Genomic DNA, 20,599 nt, shown 5'->3' on the forward strand with positions numbered 1-20,599 from the left:
CCGTTCCTCCCCCACCAGGAAGGAACTCCGCCCATGTCCCGCACCGCCGCCCTCCTCGCCCGGCTCACCGCCGCGGACCACCCGCCCTTCGCCCTGCTCCACCGCCGCACTCCCGGCCGTCCGGAGGACGTCGTCGAAGTGCTCACCGGCCCGGTCGCCGAGGTGGAGCACCTGACCGACATCCCGCTCCCGGCGGGACCGCCCGCCGACGGCGCGCCCGTGCACGACGCGCTGGCCCTCGTGCCCTTCCGCCAGATCCGCGAGCGCGGCTTCGACGTCCGCGACGACGGCACCCCCCTGCTGGTCCTGCGGCCGGACGAGGCCCACGAGCTGCCGCTGGAGGAGGTCCTCGGCGCGCTGCCCACCCACGACGTACGGGTGGAGGGCGGGGCCTTCGACGTGGCCGACGACGAATACGCGGAGATCGTCCGGCGTGTCGTCGAGGACGAGATCGGCACGGGCGAGGGCGCCAACTTCGTCATCCGCCGCACCTTCGAGGGCGAGATCCACGGCTTCCACGCCTCCGACGCGCTGGCCCTCTTCCGCAGGCTGCTGTCGGGCGAGCGCGGCGCCTACTGGACGTACATCGTCCACACCGGCGAACGCACGCTGGTGGGCGCCAGCCCCGAGGTGCACGTCCGGATGGCGGGCGGCACGGTCGTCATGAACCCGATCAGCGGCACCTACCGCTATCCCGCCGGCGGCCCGTCCGCCGACGACCTGCTCGACTTCCTCCACGACCCCAAGGAGGTCGAGGAGCTCTCGATGGTCGTCGACGAGGAACTGAAGATGATGTGCACCGTCGGCGACATGGGCGGCGTCGTCGTCGGCCCCCGGCTGCGCGAGATGGCCCACCTCGCGCACACCGAGTACGAGCTGCGCGGACGCTCCTCGCTGGACGTGCGCGACGTGCTGCGCGAGACGATGTTCGCCGCGACCGTCACCGGCTCCCCCGTGCAGAACGCCTGCCGCGTCATCGAGCGCCACGAGCCCCACGGCCGCGGCTACTACGCGGGCGCCCTCGCCCTCATCGGCCGGGACGCGGGCGGCGCCCAGAGCCTGGACTCGCCCATCCTCATCCGCACCGCCGACATCGACCGGCGCGGCCGGCTCCGGGTCGGCGTCGGCGCGACGCTGGTGCGCCGATCCGACCCGCGCGGCGAGGTCGCCGAGACCCACGCCAAGGCGGCGGGCGTCCTGACGGCCCTCGGCGTGCGCCGGGGCCCCGTACGCCGGGCGACGGCACCGGACGTACGGCTGTCCGACGACCCCCGCGTACGGAGCGCGCTGGACGCCCGCCGCGCCGACCTGGCCCCTTTCTGGCTGCGGATGCACTCCACCGACTCCGCCCCCGAGCTGAGCGGACACGCTCTGGTCGTCGACGGCGAGGACACCTTCACGGCGATGCTCGCCCATCTGCTGCGCACCTCGGGGCTGACGGTGTCGGTGCGGCGCTACGACGAGCCCGGGCTGCGGGAGGCGGCGCTGGGCCACGAGGGCCCGGTGGTGCTGGGGCCCGGCCCCGGGAACCCGTCGGACGCCGCCGACCCGAAGATGCGGACGCTGCGCGGGCTGGCGGGCGACCTGCTGCGCGGGCACCACCACGGGCTGCTGGGCGTGTGCCTGGGGCACGAGCTGATCGCGGCGGAGCTGGGGATGGAGATCGTGCGGAAGGACGTGCCGTTCCAGGGGGCGCAGGAGCGGATCGACTTCTTCGGGCGGCCCGAGACCGTCGGCTTCTACAACACGTTTACGGCGCGCGGTGACGCTGCCGAGGGCGTGGAGCTGTGCCGGGATCCCGGCACGGGGGATGTGCACGCGCTGCGCGGGCCGGGCTTTGCCGGTGTGCAGTTCCACCCGGAGTCGGTGCTGACGCTGAACGGGTCGGCGATCGTGGCGGAGCTGCTCTCCGCCGTCCTGGTGTAGCCGCCGCTACCGCGGCGGTTTCGCCCACCCGCCCGCCCGATCACCCCGAAACGTCATGACGTGGGTGGGCATCGGGCGGGCGGGTGGGGGAGGACCGCGCCGAAGGCGCGGAAAACCCCACGCGGCGGGTCAGCCGAAGAACGTCTTGGCCTCCTCGTACAGAGCCAACGGCACCGTCTTCAGGCGTGCCGTGGCATCGGCCAAGGGAACGCGGACGATATCCGCACCCCGCAGCGCGACCATCGCGCCGAAGTCCCCCTCGTGCACAGCCGAAATGGCGTGCAACCCGAACCGCGTAGCCAGCCACCGATCGAACGCACTGGGCGTGCCGCCCCGCTGCACATGCCCCAGCACGGTCGTCCGCGCCTCCTTCCCCGTGCGGGACTCGATCTCCTTCGCCAGCCACTCCCCCACCCCGGAGAGCCGGACGTGCCCGAAGGAGTCCAGTGGCGTGGCGGCGTTCTTCAGGACCAGGTCGCCGTCCTGCGGCATCGCGCCCTCCGCGACGACCACGATCGGGGCGTAGCTCGCCCGGAAGCGGGAGGTGACCCACCCGCAGACCTCGTCCACATCGAACCGCACCTCGGGGACGAGGATGACGTTGGCGCCGCCCGCCAGGCCGGAGTGGAGGGCGATCCAGCCCGCGTGCCGGCCCATGACCTCGACCACGAGGACCCGCATATGGGACTCGGCGGTGGTGTGGAGGCGGTCGATGGCCTCGGTGGCGATGTTGACGGCGGTGTCGAAGCCGAAGGTGTAGTCGGTGGCGGACAGGTCGTTGTCGATGGTCTTGGGCACGCCGACGCAGCGGACGCCGTACTCGCCGCCGATCCGGGCGGCGACGCCGAGGGTGTCCTCGCCGCCGATGGCGATGAGGGCGTCCACGCCGTGCTCGGCGAGGTTCTCCGTGATGCGGCGGACGCCGTCGGGCTCCTTGAAGGGGTTGGTGCGGGAGGATCCGAGGATCGTGCCGCCGCGCGGCAGGATGCCCCGTACCGCCGGGATGCCGAGGGGGACGGCGGAGCCGTGGAGCGGGCCGCGCCAGCCGTCCTTGAAGCCGATGAAGTCGTGACCGTGGTCCTGGACGCCCTTGCGGACGATCGCACGGATGACCGCGTTGAGGCCGGGGCAGTCGCCGCCGCCGGTGAGCACTCCGATCCGCATGACACACCTTCCGTTCGCCGGGGGTCCGAAGCCGCCCGGCCGGAAACGCGTGGTCAGGCGTCGTCGAGACCTCGCTCTATCGCGTAGCGGACGAGCTCCACGCGGTTGTGCAGCTGGAGCTTGCCCAAGGTGTTCTGCACATGGTTCTGCACCGTCCGGTGGGAAATAACCAGCCGTTCGGCGATCTGCTTGTACGACAGTCCCTTGGCGACGAGGCGGAGGACCTCCGTCTCGCGGTCGGTGAGCCGGGGTGCCCGGGGCTCGTCGGGCGCGGCGGGGGCGGGGTCGGCGGCCAGCCTGCGGTACTCGCCGAGGACGAGCCCGGCCAGGCCCGGGGTGAAGACGGGGTCGCCCACGGCCGTGCGGCGGACGGCGTCCACGAGCTCCTCCGTGCTGGCGGACTTCAGCAGATAGCCGGTGGCGCCGGACTTGACGGCCTCCAGGACGTCGGCGTGCTCGCCGCTCGCGGAGAGCACCAGGACGCGCAGCTCGGGGCGGTCCGCCACCAGCTGCTTGCAGACGGCCGCGCCGGGCAGGCCGGGCAGGTTGAGGTCGAGGACCAGGACGTCGGGTGCGGCGGCCTGGGCCCGGCGTACCGCCTGGGGGCCGTCGCCGGCGGTGGCCACCACGTCGTACCCGGCGGCGGCCAGGTCGCGGGCGACGGCGTCGCGCCACATGGGGTGGTCGTCGACCACCATGACCTTCACGGTCTGTTCGTCGCTCATTTCCCGGCCTCGCTCCCCCGTGGGACTCTCAATTCGACTTCTGTGCCCTGGCCGGGCACGGACAGCAGCTCGGCGCTGCCGCCCAGGTCCCGGAGTCTGCCGCGGATCGACAGGGCGACGCCCATGCGCCCCTCCCGTTCGGCCGCCGCCAGCCGGCCCTCGGCGATGCCGGGCCCGTCGTCCCGCACGGTGACGATCACGGCGTCCGGTTCGTCCTCCAGCAGGATCCAGGCCCGCGCGCCGTCCCCGGCGTGCTCGCGGACATTGTCCAGTGCGGCGCCGACGGCGGCCGCCAGCTCCGCCGCCGCGGCCGACTCCAGGAGGACGGGCGTGCCGGGCCCGGCGTAGGAGACGGCGGCCCCCGCGTGCGGTGCGAGCAGCGCGCCCACGTCGCAGGGCCCCTCCGGGGGGCGCGGCGGGGCGCCCGCGGACCGTACGAGCTCGGCGTCCTCGGCGAGCTGCCGCGACGTGCCCTGCGGGGGCACCAGGCCACCGGCGACCAGGGTGCGCAGGGCGATCTCCTGCTCGCCCGCCAGCCGGCCCAGCTCGGCCGCCTCGCCGCCGAGGGCCGCGCCCCGGCGCTGCACCATGGCGAGGACCTGGAGGACGCTGTCGTGGATGTCGCGGGCGAGGCGCTCGCGCTCCCGGGTGGCCGCCTCGATCTGGAGGGCGCGGGCGAGGGTGCGCTCACTGGCGCGGGCGACCTCGACGATGTAGCCGATGGCGATGCTGGAGACCCAGACCAGGACCACATTGTGGACGGTGTCGCGGGCCGGGTGGCCGCGCTCGACGAGATTGGCGGCGGCGACCAGCGTGGAGCCGACGGCCGCCCAGCGCCAGCCGCCCTTGATGGCCAGGCCCAGTACCGCGCCGCCGGTCCAGATGGACGGGAGGGTGGCCGCGCCTCCGTCGACGCGCTCGGCGGAGTCGACGACGGCGCTGAGCAGGACTCCGCCGAGTGCGATCGTGAGATCGGCGATCAGGAAGGACCTGGTGCAGCGCTCGGGGGCCGAGACCTTGTTCCAGGTGAACAGCATCCACAGGGTGAGTACGCCCATATAGAGCGCCGCACCGAGCGGGTGTGCGTATTCGTGATAGTTGACGCAGAACAGGGCCAGCGCGTAGCCGAGTGTGAGGATGCGATAGCCGGTGAGGGCACGCCACAGCGGCAGCTCCACCGACATCCGCACGGCACGCGGTCGCCCGGTGCCGGTGCGTTGTGTCATGGACGTGACCCCCCGGGCCCGGGCGGCTACGCCTCGGGCTTCTCCTCCGCCTTCTCCGTCTTGCCGGCCTTCTCGAGTCCGGCGGCCTTCGCCGCCTTCTCCTCCTCGGCCTTCTGCTTCGCCTCCTCCGCGATCTGCCGCTTGGCGGCGGTCGCGTAGATGTCGACGTACTCCTGGCCGGAGAGCTTCATGATCTCGTACATGACCTCGTCGGTCACCGAGCGGAGGATGAAGCGGTCGCCGTCCATGCCGTGGTAACGGCTGAAGTCCAGCGGCTTTCCGATCCGGATGCCCGGCCGGATCATCTTCGGCAGGACCTTCCCGGGCGGCTGCACCTTCTCCGTGTCGATCATCGCGACGGGGATCACCGGGGCGCCGGTGGCCAGCGCCACCCGGGCGAGACCGCCGGGCTTGCCGCGGTAGAGACGGCCGTCCGGGGAACGGGTGCCCTCCGGGTAGATACCGAAGAGCTCACCGCGCTCCAGCACCTCGATACCGCTCTTGATCGCGGCCTCACCGGCACCACGGGCACCGGAACGGTCGACCGGGAGCTGGCCGACGCCCTTGAAGAACGCCGCCGTCAGCTTCCCCTTGACTCCGGGGGAGGTGAAGTATTCCTGCTTGGCGATAAACGTGATCTTGCGATCGAGAACCGCGGGAAGGAAGAAAGAATCCGAGAACGACAGGTGGTTGCTCGCGAGAATCGCGGGCCCCTCGGCCGGGATGTTCTCCAAGCCCTCCACCCACGGCCGGAAGGCAAGCTTCAGCGACCCGCCGATGGACAGCTTCATTGCGCCGTAGAACAACCGAGAACCTCCTGTGTGTGACGAGGAGACCTTAACCTGCCTACCCCCCGTGCGGCGCTCCGCGTAGGCTGAGGGCCAGACCCTCTCGTTTCCCGTTGTCTCGTTCCTTGATCGGAGATCCCGGTGCCGCTCCTCCCCGGAGCCGAGCCGTTCCGCCATGACGGCGGAGAGGTCGGCGTCCTTGTGTGTCACGGCTTCACCGGTTCCCCGCAGTCCGTAAGGCCCTGGGCCAATTATCTCGCGGAACGGGGCCTGACGGTCTCGCTCCCCCTGCTGCCGGGTCATGGCACCCGCTGGCAGGACATGGCGATCACGGGCTGGCAGGACTGGTACGCGGAGGTCGACCGCGAGCTGTGGAGGCTGCGGGAGCGGTGCTCCCGGGTCTTCGTGTGCGGACTGTCGATGGGCGGCGCCCTGACGCTGCGCCTCGCCGCCCGCCACGGGGAGGCGGTCTCCGGCGTCGTCCTGGTCAACCCCGCCAACAAGGTGCACGGCCTGGCCGCCCGGACGCTGCCCGTGACGCGCCACCTCGTACGGACGACCAAAGGCATCGCCAGCGACATAGCCAAGCCGGGCGTCGAGGAGACCGGTTACGACCGGGTGCCGCTCCAGGCGGCGCACTCCTTCCGCGGCTTCCTGCGGAAGCTGGACTCCGAACTGCCACAGGTGACGCAGCCCTTGCTGCTGATGCGCAGCCCCCAGGACCATGTGGTGCCGCCAGCCGACTCGGCGCGCATCCTCTCCCGGGTCTCCTCCCTGGACGTCACCGAGCGACTGCTGGAGAAGAGCTACCACGTGGCCACCCTGGACCACGACGCGGAGACGATCTTCGAGCAGACCCACGCCTTCATCAGCCGGCTCGTCGGCTCCCCCGCGGCGGCGTCCCATGGCTGAGCCCGACGCGAACCGCGACCGCGACGACAGCCGCGACCCGCTGGACGAGGACCGCGCCTGGGCCGAGCTCGTCGCCGCGTACGGCGAGCAGCCGGACCCGGAGAAGGGCCGCTGGCCCGCGACCGGCGACCTGGACGAGGTGAAGGACGCCGCGCCGGAGACCACCGGCACCGAGCCGGCCCCCGAGGAGAAGCCCACGTCGGCCGGGCCCGAGCGGCCGGGCGGCTCCATCGTCTTCGCCCCCGGCGTCGGCCCCCGCGACTGGACCACGCCGGAGCCCACCGAGCCCGCCGAGACCGGCAGGACCGGCGGCACGGCGGCGGACGAGGGCCACTTCATCCCGCCGGAGCCCCCGCCCCTGCCGACGGGCGACGTCACCTCGCGCTTCGCCTGGATCGCGGTCCTCGGCGGCCCCCTGCTGCTCCTCATCATGGTGCTGCTGCGCCAGGAGCTGACCTGGTGGGTGACGACCCTGGGGGTGGGCGGCTTCCTGGGCGGCTTCGCCACGCTCGTCCTGCGCATGAAGGACGGCGACGAGGACGATGACGACCCGGGCCGCGGAGCGGTGGTCTAACTCTCCCGTTCAGGGAGCGGCCGGCACCCGTACCGCCGCCAGCACCGGCAGGTGATCCGTGGCGGATCGCAGATCCGCCTCGCTCACCCCCGTCAGCCCCATCGGCACCCCACACCCCAGCACCTCGACGCCCCCGGTCGCGAAGACCGCGTCGATCCGCTGAAGCGGGTCGCCGAGCCGTGTCGTGTGCTCACGCCCCCACGGCTCGACGGCCCAGCCGTCCTGGAGTTCGCCGGCCAGCAGGCCGAACGTCCGCCCGTCGGGCCGGTCGTTGAGGTCGCCCGCCACGACGGCGTGCGGCACCCCCAGCCCCCGTACCCGCTCCAGCAGCAGCCGCCCCTGGGCGTACCGCTCGTCCGCGTCGATGCTCAGATGGCAGCTGACGACCCCCAGCCGGGCCTGCCCGAAACGCAGGACGGCCGTGGCCAGCCCCCGCTGGTGGAGACCGCGGTGCCGGGGCAGCAGCAGGGCCTCCGCACGCTCCACATGGGCGCGCAGGGAAGTGAGGATCATCGGACCGGAGGCGGTCGCGCCGCCGGTGACGTACACCAGCTCCGACTCCCGGGCGAGGCGGGCCGCCGCCTTGCGCCAGCGGAAGAAGCGCGGCGCCTCCTGAACGCAGACGACGTCGGGCGCACAGGCCCGGATGATCCGGGCAAGCGCCGCGACGTCGTCACGCATGGAGCGGATGTTGTAGGAGAGCACGCGGACCACGGACGCTTCCGCTTCGGTCGTGGATTCCGGCAGGTCCGCGAGCATGAGCATCGCCCCTCCGCTCAGTCGTCCCTCCGTAAAGGAACGCTTCCTACGGTTCAGCCCTGACGGGCCAGGTCGGCCGCTCCCACCAGACCGGCCTTGCCGCCCAGCTGAGCGGCGAGCACCTGTGCGTGGGGGCGCCACTGTCCGCCGACGAGCCAGCGGCGGAAGGACTTGCGGATCGGGTCGAGGACGAGGTCGCCCTCGTCGGAGACGCCGCCGCCGACGATGAACGCCGAGGGGTCGAAGAGCGAGGCCAGGTCGGCCAGGCCCGCGCCGGCCCAGCGGGCGAGCTCGCGGAAGGAGTCGATGGCCACCGGGTCGCCCTGGCGGGCGGCGTCGCTGATGTGCTTGCCCTCGATGCCCTCGGGGGTGCCGTCGCCCATGGCCAGCAGGATCTCGGCGTTCTCCGGGGTGGCCTGGGCGCGCTGCTTGGCGTAGCGGACGAGCGCGCGGCCCGACGCGTACTGCTCCCAGCAGCCCTGGCTGCCGCAGCCGCAGAGGAGGCCGTCCGGCACCACGCGGATGTGGCCGAACTCGGCGGCCACGCCGAAGCGGCCGCGGCGGAGCTTGTTGCCGATGATGATGCCGCCGCCGAGGCCGGTGCCGAGGGTGATGCAGATGACGTCGTCGTGGCCCTGGCCCGCGCCGAAGCGGTACTCGCCCCAGGCGGCGGCGTTGGCGTCGTTCTCGACGACGACCGGGAGGCCGACGCGCTGCTCGACCTTGTCCTTGAGCGCCTCGTGGCGCCAGTTGATGTTCGGGGCGAAGAGGACCGTGGCCCGCTTGTCGTCCACGTAGCCGGCGGCGCCGATGCCGACGGCCTCGACCTCGAAGCCCTCGCTGACCGTACGGACCGCGTCGGCGATCGCGTCGATCACGCCCTCGGGGGTGTCCGGGGTCGGCACCTTGCACGTCGCGAGGATCGAGCCCTCTTCGTCGACCACGCCGGCCGCGATCTTCGTGCCGCCGATGTCGACGCCGATGGTGAGTCCCATGTGAACCTCAGTTTTTCGCTCGAACCCCGCCAGGGCTAACCGTACCGGAGGTGGATCAGTCGAGGTCGATGCGCTCACTACCCCCGCTCTTCGCCTCGCCCTCGCGCGGCGCGGGGGGCTCGTGCGCCGGCTCGTCGCGGGTCCAGCGCGCCTCCTGTCTGGTCACGGCGGCGCGGTAGGCGGCCAGCAGTTCGGAGCCCGCGGAGGCCAGGTGGTCGAAGACCTCGGGGTTGCGCTCGATGACGGGCAGGGCGGCCGCCTTGGCCTGCTCGACGATCTCCCGTACGGCTCCCTGCGCGGCCGCTCCCGCGAGCGGCAGCTGGAAGGAGGAGACCTTGTCGGCGACGGCCTCGACGAGTTTGCGCAGCTCCTCGGCGGCGCTGCCGGGCTGCTCGCCCGGTCCGCCGGCCGCGCGGCGGCGGGCGTTCTCGGCGGCGAGGTCCTCGGCGCAGGCCCGTTCCCAGGCGTCGGGGTCGGGCTCCCGGCCGGGGCCGGGGCCGGGGCGCTCGGTGGCTTCGCTCATGACGGACTCCCGCTGGCTGGATTTTCCTTCGACGTTACCCGAACGCCGCCGGGCCGTTTCAGGGCGTCCGGGGCCACAGGCCGGGGTCGGGGACGAAGCGCACGCACAGCTCGCCGTCGTGCAGCCCGGCCCCCGCGACACCGCAGCGGCGCAGTGCGGAGGGCAGGGTGAGGACGCGGCGGAACGGTCCGGCGGAGACGACGAGTTCGTCGCCCCGGCGGACGAGGCCGAGGCCCTCGCGCGAGGCGCCGGGCAGCGGGATCCGCCAGATCAGCATCCCGTCGGCGGCGAGGCGGTCCTCGACGGTCCAGGGTTCGGCGGGCGGGCGGTCCGCGGTGGGCAGGGTGGCGCGGGCGGCCAGGACCTCCAGGTCGTCGAGACCTTGGGGGGCGCGGCCGAGGTGGGGCAGTTCGCGCACGGTGACGCCGTCGGCGAGGAACTCCTCGCACAGTGTCTTATGGGCGCCGCGCCGTTCGGCGGCGAGCGCGGCCAGCCAGGGGTCGGTGGAGTCCTCGGGCAGCAGCCGGTTCGCCACGAGCGAATCGATCCGGCAGCCCTGGAGGGCGAGCCCGGCGCGGGCGGCGCGCAGGGCGGCGAGGGCCTGCGGGCCGGGTTCGGCGACGAGCCGGACGGTCGTGCCGGGCGCCTCCAGGACGTCGCGGACGGCGGTCAGCTCCTGCTGCCAGCGTTCGGCGGTCTCGTAGAGCCGCTGGGCGGGCATGGGCACGCCGGCGAGCTGGGCGAGCATCGGGCGCAGCGCGCGGGCGGCCTGACGCTCGGGGGGCAGCAGGCGGCGCAGATAGCGGCCGAGCTGCTCGGGGAGGCCCAGCAGGGCGACGGTCTCCAGCAGGGGCGGCATGTCGACGACGAGGAGGTCCCAGCGGTCCGGCTCGGCGTGGGCGGCCCGGAGGGCGGCGAGCAGCGCCAGGGGTTCGGCGCCGGGGAGTTCGGTGAGCTCCTCGGGGTCGAGGGGGGTGGCGCCCAGGAGGTCGAAGACGGAGGTGCCGCGCTCCTGGAGGTCGCCGGCCAGGGCGCGGAAGTGCGCGGCCGGGGCCACGCGGGCGGCCCACAGTCCGGGGGCGGCCGCCACGGGCGGCGCCCACGGTCCGCCCCGGCCGTCGTCGGCGCCCTCGGTGGGGAGGGCGGTGCCGAGGACGGTGTCCGGGGCGGGGCCGCGGTCGCTGGTGAGCAGCAGTGTGCGGCGTCCCGCGCGGGCGGCGGCCAGCGCGGTGGCCGCCGCGACGGTGGTGCGGCCCGCGCCGCCGGGACCGGTGACGAGGACCGTGCGCAAGGAGAGCCCTTCAGGCGGAGTGGTGCGTGATGGTCAGGGGGTCAGGACGCGGCGCCGCTCTCGACGCGGGTCTTCAGCCCGTCGAGGGCGCGGTCGATGATGACCTTCTCCGCCTTGCGCTTGATCATGCCGAGCATCGGGATCTTCACATCGACGGTGAGCGTGTACGTCACCTTGGTGTGCTTGCCGCCGGCCTCGGGCTCCAGGCTGTACGAGCCGTCGAGCTGGCGCAGCATCTGGGACTTGTCCAGGGACCACTCGACGACGCCGGCCGCGGGCCAGCTGTAGTTGAGGGTGTGGTCGTCCTTGATGGCGCCGGCGTCGAGGACCAGGCGCACCTTGCTGGCGCGGCCCTGCTCGTCCGTCTCGAGCACCTCGGCCTGCTTGACCTCGCCCGTCCACTCCGAGTAGCGGCCGAAGTCGGCGATGACCGCCATGACCTCTGCCGGCGTCGCCTCGATAGTGATGCTCGAGCTGGTGTGTTCGGCCATCTGTGTGGCTCCTCCGTACCGGTGCGCGCCCTGGTGAATGGTCAGCTGAAAGGTCTGCCGGTGCAGGCTACCTCCCGCCGCGAGTCACCACTCCAGCACCCAGGGTGTCGCGGTGGAGGCGAAGTGGCCGACATTGACGCATTCGGTCGCCCCGATGCGCATCCTGCGCGCCAGCGGCTGGTGAACATGGCCGAAGAGCGCGTATCTGGGGCGGGTGGCGCGGATGGTCTCCAGCAGGGCCGCGCTGCCGCGTTCGAAGCGGCGGGCGACGGTGTCGTAGCAGAGCTCGGGCACGTCGGGCGGGATGTGGGAGCAGAGCACGTCGACCTCGCCGAGGGCGGCGAGTTTGGCGGCGTAGGTCTCCTCGTCGATCTCGTAGGGGGTGCGCATGGGCGAGCGCAGGCCGCCGCCGACGAAGCCGAAGACGAGGCCGCCGATCTCGACGCGCTCGCCGTCGAGGACGGTGGTGCCGGGGCGGGCGAATTCCGGCCAGAGGGTGGGGATGTCCACATTGCCGAAGGTGGCGTAGGTGGGGGTGGGGAAGGCGGCGAAGAGCTCGGCGTACTGCTTGCGCACCGCTTCCTCCACCGCCTTGTCGCGGTCGATGCCCTCCCACAGCGCCCGGGAGAGGGTGCGGGCCTCCTCGAAGCGGCGGGCGGTGCGCAGCTCGACGATCCGGTCGGCGGCCTCGACGCCGAACAGCTCGGGGAAGATGCCGCGCGAGTGGTCGGCGTAGTCGAGGAAGAGGACCAGGTCCCCGAGGCAGACCAGGGCGTCGGCGCCGTCGCCGGCGCGCGCCAGTCCCTCGGCGTTGCCGTGCACGTCGCTGACCACATGGACTCGCATACGGATCACCCTAGGTGCTGTGGCGGGGCCTCCGGAAGGGTCCCGACCTGCGGTTACTTCCCGGTCACCTGGCCGAGGGGCTAGGGTGCGGGGAGCGGTCCCGTGGCATGTGACGCATGGAACATCTGGGCACGACCCTCTATTCGAAATCCGTACTGGTGGGTAACGTCCGGGCAGTCCACGCTGTCCAGCACCCCCTGCCTGATCAATGGACCGCAGCCGACGCAGCGCCCCTCGAAGACGCGGCGGCGCCGGCGCCCGACGAGGAGCAGCAGTCTTGCGCGAGTTCAGCCTTCCGGCCCTGTACGAGGTCCCCGCCGACGGCAACCTGACGGATCTCATCCGCCGGAACGCCGCTCTCCACCCCGAGGTGGCCGTCATAGGGCGCAAGGTCGACGACCGCTGGGAGGACGTCACCGCCGCCGGCTTTCTGGCGGAGGTGCGGGCCGCAGCTAAGGGACTGATGGCCTCGGGGATCAAGCCGGGCGACCGGATCGGCCTGCTGTCGCGCACCCGCTACGAGTGGGCGCTGCTGGACTTCGCCATCTGGAGCGCGGGCGCGGTGACCGTGCCGGTCTACGAGACGAGCTCCCCCGAGCAGATCCAGTGGATCCTCGGCGACTCCGGCGCCGTGGCCTGCCTGGTGGAGACGCCGGCGCACGAGGCGGCGGTCGCGTCGGTGCGCGACCGGCTGCCGGACCTCGCCGACATCTGGCAGATCGAGCACGGCGCCCTGGACCGGCTGCGGGCCGCGGGCGAGTCGCTGTCGGACGAGGCGGTGGACGAGCGCAGCGCGCTGGCCACCGCGGACTCGCCGGCGACCATCGTCTACACCTCCGGCACCACGGGCCGCCCCAAGGGCTGTGTGCTCACCCACCGCAGCTTCTTCGCGGAGTGCGGCAATGTCGTCGAGCGACTCAAGCCGCTGTTCAACGTGGGCGAGTCGTCCGTGCTGCTGTTCCTGCCCGCCGCCCATGTCTTCGGCCGCCTGGTCGAGATCGCCTCGGTGATGGCCCCGATCCGGCTGGGCCTCGTCAGCGACATCCGCAACCTCACCGACGACCTCCAGAGCTTCCGCCCCACGCTGGTGCTGGGCGTGCCGCGCGTCTTCGAGAAGGTCTACAACGGCGCCCGGGCCAAGGCCCAGGCCGACGGCAAGGGCAAGATCTTCGACAGGGCCGCGGAGACGGCCATCGCCTACAGCCGGGCGCTGGACACCGCGGCCGGCCCCTCCTTCGGCCTGCGGCTGAAGCACAAGATCTTCGACAAGCTGGTCTACAGCAAGCTCCGCGCGGTGCTCGGCGGCCGGGCCACGCACGCGATCTCCGGCGGCGCCCCGCTGGGCGAGCGGCTGGGCCACTTCTACCGGGGCATCGGCTTCACGGTGCTGGAGGGCTACGGCCTGACGGAGACGTGCGCCGCCACCGCCTTCAACCCCTGGGACAAGCCGAGGATCGGCACGGTCGGGCAGCCGCTGCCGGGCTCGGTGGTGCGGATCGCCGACGACGGCGAGGTGCTGCTGCACGGCGAGCACCTGTTCACCGGCTACTGGAACAACGAGGCCGCCACGGCCGAGGCGCTCTCCGACGGCTGGTTCCACACCGGTGACCTCGGCACCCTCGACGAGGACGGCTTCCTGCGCATCACCGGCCGCAAGAAGGAGATCATCGTCACCGCCGGCGGCAAGAACGTCGCCCCCGCCGTGATCGAGGACCGCATCCGGGCGCACGCGCTGATCGCCGAGTGCATGGTCGTCGGCGACGGCCGCCCGTTCGTGGGCGCGCTGGTCACCCTGGACGAGGACTTCCTGCCGCGCTGGCTGGAACAGCACGGCAAGCCCGCCGGACTCACGGCCGCCGAGCTGACCGACGACCCGGACCTGCTCGCCGATGTGCAGAAGGCCGTGGACGACGGCAACGCGGCGGTCTCCAAGGCCGAGTCGGTACGCAAGTTCCGCATCCTCCCCGCGCAGTTCACGGAGGCCTCCGGCCATGTGACGCCGTCGCTGAAGCTCAAGCGGAGCGTTGTCGCGAAGGACTTCGCGGACGAGATCGAGGCGATCTACCACGGCTGACCGGCCGTCAATGGGTAAGGGGCTCGCGCCAATGCGCGAGCCCCTTACCCATTGCTAGAGGAGTTCCTTCAACCGCTCCGCCAGCAGGTCCCAGCGCCAGCGCTCCTCGACCCACGCGCGCCCGCGCTCGCCCATGCGGCGGCGCAGCTCCGGGTCCTTCAGCAGGGTGACGATCCGGTCGGCCGCCTCCTCGGCGGAACCGCCGCGGACGACATAACCCGTCTCCCCCTCCAGCACCGCGTCCGGGGCGCCCCCCGAGTCCCCGCCGACCACCGGCAGGCCCGTCGCGGACGCCTCCAGGTAGACGATGCCGAGCCCCTCGACGTCCAGGCCGCCCCGGCGCGTACGGCAGGGCATCGCGAAGACGTCGCCCGCGCCGTAATGGGCGGGCAGCTCCTCCCAGGGGACGGGCCCGGTGAAGCGGACCGCGTCGGCCACACCGGTCTTGGCGGCGAGCTCGCGCAGGTCGTCGGCGTAGGGGCCGCCGCCGACGATCAGCAGCACCGCGTCGGGCACGGCCGCGAGGACCCGGGGCATGGCCTCGATCAGGGTGTCCTGGCCCTTGCGGGGGACGAGCCGGGAGACACACACCACGACCGGCCGGTCCGCGAGCCCGAGCCGGGCCCGGGTCTCGGCGCCGCCGGAGGCGGGATGGAATGTCTTCTCGTCCACCCCGGGCGGCAGTTGCGCCATGCGCGCCGCCGCCTCGTCCGTCAGCGCGGAGGCGATCCGGGACCTCGTGTACTCGCCCAGATAGGTGATCGTGTCGACGCCCTCGCCGATCCTGCGCAGCAGTTGCCGCGAACCCGGCAACTGGGCCCAGGCCGCCTCGTGCCCATGGGTGGTGGCCACCAGCCGGCGGGCCCCGGCCCGCCGCAGCGCGGGCGCCATCAGCCCCAGCGGCGCGGCCGCCCCGAACCACACCGACGTACAGCCGTGCTCCCGCAGCAGCTCGGCCGCGCGCCGGGTCACCCGGGGCGTGGGCAGCAGCATCGTCGTCCGGTCGCGAACCACCGGGAAGGGCTGCTCGGCGTCGAAGCGGGCGGTGGCCTCGCGGCCCTCCTCGCTCCGCTTCCAGGTGGAGGCGTAGACGACGATGCTCGCCGGGTCCAGGCGCAGCGCCATGTTGTGCAGGAAGGCCTGGATGCCGCCGGGGCGGGGCGGGAAGTCGTTCGTGACGATCAGGGTCTTGTGCATCGCCGCCGACAGTACCGGGTTCGAACAGCCGTCAACCGCGCCGCGTCGCCGCGCGTGCGGGCCCCCTCGACCGGCATGATTCCTCTCAGTTACCACGCGCTTACAGCGGGATGAGGTGAAGTGATGGTGGCGGGCACTGGTCTGCGGCTCTCGATCGGGGTGTGGGCCGTCACCCGGGCCGTTCTGATGATGTGCGTGTTCCGGGTGTGGGACATGCCCGGTTCGGACGTGTCCGTCGACATCGAGGTGATCTACCAGGGCTGGTACGGCGTCCTGCGCGGCGGCATCTTCCCGTACGACGACGTGACCTGGCAGTACCCGCCGGCCGCCGCGCTGGCCGTGCTCGCCCCCGGACTGCTGCCGTTCCTCCACTACGCGCCGGCGTTCTTCGTCCTCTGCCTCGCGGCCGACGCGGCCGTCATGGGGATGCTCCTCTACTCGGTGCGCGACAGCAGGCGAGGCCCGCTGGGCGTCTGGGTGTGGGTGACGGGCGTACCGCTGCTCGGGCCGATCGTCTACGCCCGTTACGACGTGATGGTCACCGCCGTCGCCGTCGCCGCCCTGCTGGCGGTGGGCCGCCGCACCCGGCTGGCGGGATCCCTGATGGGCTTCGGCGCACTGCTCAAGATCTGGCCGGTCCTGCTGTTCATCGGCACCCCGCGCGGCCGCGCCACCCGGTCCGTCTGGAGCGCGGCCCTGGTGACGGCGGGGGTGCTGGGCATGTTCTTCACGGCCGCGATGCCGGGGGCACTGGCGTTCCTGACCTTCCAGCGCGACCGGGGCACCGAGGTGGAGTCCCTGGGATCGCTGGTCTTCCACCTGGCCCGGCACATCGGCTGGCACGGCAAGGCACGCCTCAACTACGGCTCGGTGGAATTCCTCGGCCGGCACGTCCACGCGGTGAGCGCGCTGGCCCTGGGGCTGAGCGTGCTGGCGTTCGGCTGGCTGCTGCTGTGGCGGCTGCGGTCCCGCCGCTTCACGCCGACGACGCCGTACGACGCGGCGTTCGCGGCGGTGCTGCTGTTCACCACCACGAGCCGGGTGATCAGCCCCCAGTACATGATCTGGCTGATCGGCCTGGCGGCCGTCTGCGTCACGATGCGGACGCCGCGGCAGCGGTTGCCGATTCTGCTGGTGCTGCTGGCTGCGCCGCTGACGCAGCTGGAGTTTCCCATCTGGTTCTCGCATGTGGTGGCGAGCGACAAGTTGGGGGTGGCGACGCTTACGTTGCGGAACGGGTTGTTGGTGGCGGCGACGGTTGTGGCGTGTTCGCGCCTTTGGCGCGAGACGGTGACCGAAGGTCACCAGCCGGAGGGGGAGCCGGAGCCGCCGGAGCGGGAGTCTGCGCTGGTGCCGAGCTAGGCCGTGGCCGGGTGCGGCCCGGTGGGCACAACGCGGAGGCCACCTCAAAAGGCATCAGCCACATACGACCGCCACCGTGCCGTGAAGTCCCCCGCGCTCACGCCCAACACCTCCCGGAAGCCGTCCTTCCCCTCCCCCGCCACCCGGTAGAACTCCACAAGCCCTCGTTCCCCCCACCCCTCCGCGATCATGCGGCAGGCCAGCCAGCCCCCCTCGTAGGCCCGCGCCAAGCGTCCCGCCTCGCCTGTGAAGGCGAAGTCGCCGTTCGCGGGGAGCCCCGACGGCAGGTCGCCCGCGTCGACGGACGCGGCGAGTTCGGGGGCGGCCTGCCGGGCCGTGCGGTCCGTGCCGCGGTACGCGGCCCAGTCGGCGAAGCCCTCGGAGAGCCACTTCGGCGTGGCCGCCGTCGTCACCGCCCGCGTCGCGACATGCACCGTCTCGTGCGTGAGCACGATCCGCCGCCCGAAGTCGCCGAGCTCCCCGTACGCCTCGGGATTGACGACGACCCGGTCGCCGATGGCCACGGCCGCCATCCCCCGGTAGTTCGCGGCGGGCGTCTCCAGGAGGGCGCCCATCCGCTCCAGGGAGGCGGGCACCTCGACCACCACGCGTTTCGCCCAGCGCCCGCCCCACGCCGCGTCCACCGCCGGTACCGCGGTGTCCGCGAGGCCGGCCACCTCGCGCAGCAGGCGCTCGTCCTGGCCCACGCCCAGGACGAGGCTCCGCCCGCCCCGGACGGCCGTGACCCGGCCCTGCTCCCACAGCTGCCCCGCCGCGTGCCCGGCCTCCTGCCCGGCCACGTACCAGCGGCCGTCCCGCCGCGTCAGCGTCAGCCGGAGCGGGGCGGTGACGGGAGCCGTGTCGTACCCCGCGAGCCGGTAGCGCAGCTCCGCCTCGGCCGCCGTGCCCGTGAGCCGCACCGGCCGGTACTCCCAGGAAGCCAGCGGCACGGCGGCGAGATTGGCGAACACCAGGCGGCGCTCGGCGCGGTAGCCGTCGGCCGCGGGGTCGATGACGGCGAGGTACGCGTTCTCGTCCCGCTGCCGTACCGCCGCCGCCCAGCGGTCGAGCAGCCGCCGCACGGACGCCGCGTCCGGCTCGGGGGGATCGGCGGGGGCACCGGGACCGCAGCCCGTCAGCGCGGCCGCGGCGAGCCCGAGTCCGAGGCCGAGTCCGAAGCCGCACACCGCCCGCCGCCCGATCGGCCTGCCGCCGCCACCGTCACCGTCCGTCACCCCCGCATCGTACGCACCGTGCGGGCGGCCGCCCTCAGGGGCGGGTGACGGACGAGATGGGCATCATGTCGGCCCGGTCGTAGCGCACCCGCGCCCCCGGGTAGGGCGCGTGCACGACCTGGCCATTGCCCACGTACATCCCCACGTGGCTGGCGTCGTCGCGGTAGATCACCAGGTCTCCGGGGCGGGCCTGGGAGAGGGAGACGTGCCGCCCGGCGTTGCGCTGCGCCTGCGAGGTGCGCGGCAGGCCCACCCCGGCCCGCCCGTACGCCCACTGCATCAGCCCGGAGCAGTCGAAGGCGCCCGGCCCGGTGGCGCCCCAGGCGTAGGGCGAGCCGACGGCCTGGCGGACCGCCATGGCCGCGGCGAGCCCCCGGCCGGAGCCGACGGCCTCGGCGGCGACGTCGCCGATGGACGGCAGGGCGGCGGCCCGTAGCGGGCCGCCCGAGCGCTCCTCGGAGCGCGAGGCGCGGGCGTACTGCTCGCGGTCGGCGTCCGGCAGGGAGTTGAGCAGCCGGCGGGCGATGGTGAGTTTGTCCTCGACCTCCCGTTTGTGCTGCTCGACCGCCCGGCGGCTGTCCTCCAGCTCGGCGAGGGTGCGGGCGGCCTCCTGGCGTTCCTGGCGCAGGGTGCGCTGGGCGGCCAGCAGGGCGCGCAGCTGCTCGGCCTGACGGCCCGTGACGCGGTCGAGGGTGGCGGCCTTGTCGAGGTAGCCGTCGGGGTCCGAGGAGAGGATGAGCTCGATGGCGGGGTCCACGGCACCGTGGCGGTACTGGGCGGTGGCGATCAGTCCGAGGGCGTCGCGCATCCGGTTGACCTTCTCCTGGCCGCGCGCGACGCGGTCGGCGACCTGTTCCACGCGCTCCCGCAGGGCGTCGGCTCGCTCCCCCGCCGCGTTGAACTTCTCGGTGGCCCGCTCGGCCTGTTCGTAGAGACGGTCGAGCTGTGCTTTCACCGTCCCGGGGGCCTTGGAGTCGTCGGCGGGGGCACCGGGCCGGGCGAGCGCGGGAGCCGCCGAGATGGCGGCCGCGGCGGTGGCCATGGCGGCGGACAGGACGGTGACCCGGACACTCTGGGTGAGACCGGACTGCGAACGGCGATGGGACGCCACGGGGTGCCGCACTCCCTTCCACTGTGTGCGGACCCTGCCGCCCGGTCGACGGGCGGACGACGGCCGGGCACCGCGGGCCAGACAGTAGCGGCGTGCTCGCCCCCGGTTCAAAGACCTCGCGGGCGGCAAAAACGGCGCCCCGCCGTCAGACGCAGGTCATCGGCGGGGCGCGGTGTCACTTGCCGTAGTCGTGATTCGCCCGAAAGGGCGGCATGGCGCGGCGGAAGTGATGAACGGCGGAGGGTCAGCAGAGGTGTTGATCCAATCAGCGTTGATCGGATCAGCCGATGCGTACACCGAACTGGAACGGCATGTTGCCCATCGCCTCGTAGCGCACATAGGCGCCCGTCCGGGGCGCGTGGAAGACCTGGCCGTTGCCCGCGTAGAGGCCGACGTGGTGCTGGTCGCCGTAGAAGATGACCAGGTCGCCGGGCTTGAGCTGGCTCTGGTCGTAGATCCGGGTGCCGGCGTTGGCCTGGTCCTGGGAGATGCGCGGGAGGGAGACGCCGGCCTGGCCGTAGGCCCACTGGGTGAGGCCGGAGCAGTCCCAGGTGGACATTCCGGTCGCGCCGTACTCGTAGGGCTTGCCCTCCTGGCTCTGCGCGTAGGCCAGGGCGGCGGCGCCGTGGCCGGAGCCGGCGGGGATGTTCGGGCGGGTCTCGGAGCGGTTGGCGCGGCCGCTGTCACCGCTCTTGCCGCCGGAGGCATCGCTGCCGGAGGCCTTGCCGCCGGAGGCGCCCTTCTGGTCCGCGCCGGTGATCTCGGCGCGCTCCTGCTCGGAGAACTGGTTGAGCACCTTCTGGGCGTCGGCCAGCTTGCCCTGGATCTCGTCCTTGCGGTCCGAGAGCGCCTTGCGGGTGGACTCCAGGTCCGAGAGTTTGCCGGCGGCCTGCGCGCGGTCCTGCTTGATGGTGCGCTGCTTGGCGGCCATCAGCCGGAGGGTGTCGGCCTGCTTGGCGCTCAGCTGGTTGAGCCTGGAGGCCCGGTCCAGATAGGTGTCCGGGTCCGAGGTGAGCAGCAGCTGGAGCGTGGGGTCGATCGAGCCGGTGCGGTACTGCGAGGTGGCTATCAGGCCGAGGGCGCCGCGCATCCGGTTGAGCTCGTCCTGGCCGCGCGCGACCTTGTCCTGGAGCTCGCTGACCTGCTTCTCCAGCTTGTCGTGCTGCTCCTTGGCCCCGTTGTACTTCTCGGTGGCCTGCTCGGCCTCTTCGTAGAGCTTGTCGACCTGGTCCTTGGCCTCGGACTTCGACAGCTTGGTGTCGGCGTGCGCGGCCTGCGCGGAGAGGGCGACGGCCATGGCCGCGGTCGCGGTGAGCACGGTGGCCCGAGTGCGGCTCGGCTTCTTGGGACGACGGTGGGACGCCACGGAGACGAGCTCCTTCTTCTCTGGGCCGCCCGCC

Annotated in this window: 19 protein-coding genes; 5 read left to right on the top strand and 14 right to left on the bottom strand. The window is 72.8% G+C overall.

The features are described from left to right. Nucleotides 1-33: 33 nt before the first annotated feature. Nucleotides 34-1,926, top strand: a complete 1,893-nt coding sequence (locus RM609_RS27835) for an anthranilate synthase family protein (protein ID WP_311614337.1) — start codon at nucleotides 34-36, stop codon at nucleotides 1,924-1,926. Nucleotides 1,927-2,055: 129 nt separating this feature from the next. On the opposite strand, the gene RM609_RS27840 is transcribed toward RM609_RS27835, so the two are convergent. The 4 genes from RM609_RS27840 to RM609_RS27855 are packed head-to-tail and all read right to left on the bottom strand — an operon-like array spanning nucleotide 2,056 to nucleotide 5,832. Further along, on the bottom strand, nucleotides 2,056-3,090 hold the full coding sequence (locus RM609_RS27840) for a 6-phosphofructokinase (protein ID WP_311614338.1): 1,035 nt from the start codon (nucleotides 3,088-3,090) through the stop codon (nucleotides 2,056-2,058). Between the two features lie 53 nt (nucleotides 3,091-3,143). Then, complete coding sequence (locus RM609_RS27845; RefSeq protein WP_311614339.1) at nucleotides 3,144-3,815, bottom strand: response regulator; 672 nt, start codon at nucleotides 3,813-3,815, stop codon at nucleotides 3,144-3,146. Next, nucleotides 3,812-5,041: a MacS family sensor histidine kinase gene (macS, locus tag RM609_RS27850; protein WP_311614340.1), complete on the bottom strand. Its 1,230-nt coding sequence runs from the start codon at nucleotides 5,039-5,041 to the stop codon at nucleotides 3,812-3,814. Before macS ends, RM609_RS27845 begins: the two co-directional genes overlap by 4 nt. Nucleotides 5,042-5,067: 26 nt before the next feature. Beyond that, on the bottom strand, nucleotides 5,068-5,832 hold the full coding sequence (locus RM609_RS27855) for a lysophospholipid acyltransferase family protein (protein ID WP_311614387.1): 765 nt from the start codon (nucleotides 5,830-5,832) through the stop codon (nucleotides 5,068-5,070). Between the two features lie 138 nt (nucleotides 5,833-5,970). Between RM609_RS27855 and RM609_RS27860 the strand changes: the two genes are divergently transcribed. Next, on the top strand, nucleotides 5,971-6,741 hold the full coding sequence (locus tag RM609_RS27860) for an alpha/beta hydrolase (protein WP_311614341.1): 771 nt from the start codon (nucleotides 5,971-5,973) through the stop codon (nucleotides 6,739-6,741). Then, on the top strand, nucleotides 6,734-7,315 hold the full coding sequence (locus RM609_RS27865) for a hypothetical protein (RefSeq protein WP_311614342.1): 582 nt from the start codon (nucleotides 6,734-6,736) through the stop codon (nucleotides 7,313-7,315). Before RM609_RS27860 ends, RM609_RS27865 begins: the two co-directional genes overlap by 8 nt. Before the next feature lie 9 nt (nucleotides 7,316-7,324). Here the strand turns inward: RM609_RS27865 and RM609_RS27870 are convergent, their stop codons facing one another. The 6 genes from RM609_RS27870 to RM609_RS27895 form a co-directional block, all read right to left on the bottom strand. Continuing rightward, nucleotides 7,325-8,074: an endonuclease/exonuclease/phosphatase family protein gene (locus RM609_RS27870; protein ID WP_311614388.1), complete on the bottom strand. Its 750-nt coding sequence runs from the start codon at nucleotides 8,072-8,074 to the stop codon at nucleotides 7,325-7,327. A gap of 53 nt (nucleotides 8,075-8,127) precedes the next feature. Continuing rightward, on the bottom strand, nucleotides 8,128-9,069 hold the full coding sequence (locus RM609_RS27875; protein WP_311614343.1) for an ROK family glucokinase: 942 nt from the start codon (nucleotides 9,067-9,069) through the stop codon (nucleotides 8,128-8,130). A gap of 55 nt (nucleotides 9,070-9,124) precedes the next feature. Further along, entirely contained in the window at nucleotides 9,125-9,592 is a 468-nt protein-coding gene (locus RM609_RS27880; protein ID WP_311614344.1) for a DUF5304 domain-containing protein, read from the bottom strand. A 58-nt stretch (nucleotides 9,593-9,650) separates the two neighbouring features. Beyond that, the gene (locus RM609_RS27885) at nucleotides 9,651-10,883 is read right to left on the bottom strand and encodes an ArsA family ATPase (RefSeq protein WP_311614345.1); all 1,233 of its coding nucleotides are present in this window, start codon (nucleotides 10,881-10,883) and stop codon (nucleotides 9,651-9,653) included. 41 nt (nucleotides 10,884-10,924) lie between these two features. Next, nucleotides 10,925-11,374: an SRPBCC family protein gene (locus tag RM609_RS27890; protein ID WP_311614346.1), complete on the bottom strand. Its 450-nt coding sequence runs from the start codon at nucleotides 11,372-11,374 to the stop codon at nucleotides 10,925-10,927. A gap of 84 nt (nucleotides 11,375-11,458) precedes the next feature. Next, nucleotides 11,459-12,220 carry a metallophosphoesterase family protein gene (locus RM609_RS27895; RefSeq protein ID WP_311614347.1) on the bottom strand — a complete coding sequence of 254 codons (762 nt, stop codon included), beginning with the start codon at nucleotides 12,218-12,220 and terminating at the stop codon, nucleotides 11,459-11,461. 277 nt (nucleotides 12,221-12,497) lie between these two features. Between RM609_RS27895 and RM609_RS27900 the strand changes: the two genes are divergently transcribed. Continuing rightward, complete coding sequence (locus RM609_RS27900) at nucleotides 12,498-14,294, top strand: AMP-dependent synthetase/ligase (RefSeq protein WP_311614348.1); 1,797 nt, start codon at nucleotides 12,498-12,500, stop codon at nucleotides 14,292-14,294. A 54-nt stretch (nucleotides 14,295-14,348) separates the two neighbouring features. Here RM609_RS27900 and RM609_RS27905 read toward each other — a convergent pair whose 3' ends face one another. Beyond that, entirely contained in the window at nucleotides 14,349-15,491 is a 1,143-nt protein-coding gene (locus RM609_RS27905) for a glycosyltransferase family 4 protein (protein WP_311614349.1), read from the bottom strand. Between the two features lie 123 nt (nucleotides 15,492-15,614). On the opposite strand from RM609_RS27905, the gene RM609_RS27910 reads away from it, so the two are divergent. Beyond that, nucleotides 15,615-16,853, top strand: a complete 1,239-nt coding sequence (locus RM609_RS27910) for a glycosyltransferase 87 family protein (protein ID WP_311614350.1) — start codon at nucleotides 15,615-15,617, stop codon at nucleotides 16,851-16,853. A 44-nt stretch (nucleotides 16,854-16,897) separates the two neighbouring features. Here RM609_RS27910 and RM609_RS27915 read toward each other — a convergent pair whose 3' ends face one another. The 3 genes from RM609_RS27915 to RM609_RS27925 form a co-directional block, all read right to left on the bottom strand. Continuing rightward, nucleotides 16,898-18,088 carry a hypothetical protein gene (locus RM609_RS27915; protein ID WP_438828554.1) on the bottom strand — a complete coding sequence of 397 codons (1,191 nt, stop codon included), beginning with the start codon at nucleotides 18,086-18,088 and terminating at the stop codon, nucleotides 16,898-16,900. A 34-nt stretch (nucleotides 18,089-18,122) separates the two neighbouring features. Beyond that, nucleotides 18,123-19,199, bottom strand: coding sequence for a C40 family peptidase (locus RM609_RS27920; RefSeq protein WP_311614351.1), 1,077 nt, complete (start codon nucleotides 19,197-19,199; stop codon nucleotides 18,123-18,125). Between the two features lie 280 nt (nucleotides 19,200-19,479). Further along, entirely contained in the window at nucleotides 19,480-20,565 is a 1,086-nt protein-coding gene (locus RM609_RS27925) for a C40 family peptidase (protein WP_311614352.1), read from the bottom strand. Between the last annotated feature and the right edge of the window lie 34 nt (nucleotides 20,566-20,599).

It is taken from the genome of Streptomyces hesseae, assembly GCF_031845785.1.
Lineage (GTDB): Bacteria > Actinomycetota > Actinomycetes > Streptomycetales > Streptomycetaceae > Streptomyces > Streptomyces hesseae.

Bases quoted from the DNA above. Each gene is read 5' to 3' on its own strand.
- RM609_RS27835 (WP_311614337.1), top strand. From the start codon at position 34: ATGTCCCGCACCGCCGCCCTCCTCGCCCGGCTCACCGCCGCGGACCAC.
- RM609_RS27840 (WP_311614338.1), bottom strand. From the start codon at position 3,090: ATGCGGATCGGAGTGCTCACCGGCGGCGGCGACTGCCCCGGCCTCAAC.
- RM609_RS27845 (WP_311614339.1), bottom strand. From the start codon at position 3,815: ATGAGCGACGAACAGACCGTGAAGGTCATGGTGGTCGACGACCACCCC.
- macS (WP_311614340.1), bottom strand. From the start codon at position 5,041: ATGACACAACGCACCGGCACCGGGCGACCGCGTGCCGTGCGGATGTCG.
- RM609_RS27855 (WP_311614387.1), bottom strand. From the start codon at position 5,832: ATGAAGCTGTCCATCGGCGGGTCGCTGAAGCTTGCCTTCCGGCCGTGG.
- RM609_RS27865 (WP_311614342.1), top strand. From the start codon at position 6,734: ATGGCTGAGCCCGACGCGAACCGCGACCGCGACGACAGCCGCGACCCG.
- RM609_RS27870 (WP_311614388.1), bottom strand. From the start codon at position 8,074: ATGCTCGCGGACCTGCCGGAATCCACGACCGAAGCGGAAGCGTCCGTG.
- RM609_RS27875 (WP_311614343.1), bottom strand. From the start codon at position 9,069: ATGGGACTCACCATCGGCGTCGACATCGGCGGCACGAAGATCGCGGCC.
- RM609_RS27880 (WP_311614344.1), bottom strand. From the start codon at position 9,592: ATGAGCGAAGCCACCGAGCGCCCCGGCCCCGGCCCCGGCCGGGAGCCC.
- RM609_RS27890 (WP_311614346.1), bottom strand. From the start codon at position 11,374: ATGGCCGAACACACCAGCTCGAGCATCACTATCGAGGCGACGCCGGCA.
- RM609_RS27895 (WP_311614347.1), bottom strand. From the start codon at position 12,220: ATGCGAGTCCATGTGGTCAGCGACGTGCACGGCAACGCCGAGGGACTG.
- RM609_RS27905 (WP_311614349.1), bottom strand. From the start codon at position 15,491: ATGCACAAGACCCTGATCGTCACGAACGACTTCCCGCCCCGCCCCGGC.
- RM609_RS27910 (WP_311614350.1), top strand. From the start codon at position 15,615: ATGGTGGCGGGCACTGGTCTGCGGCTCTCGATCGGGGTGTGGGCCGTC.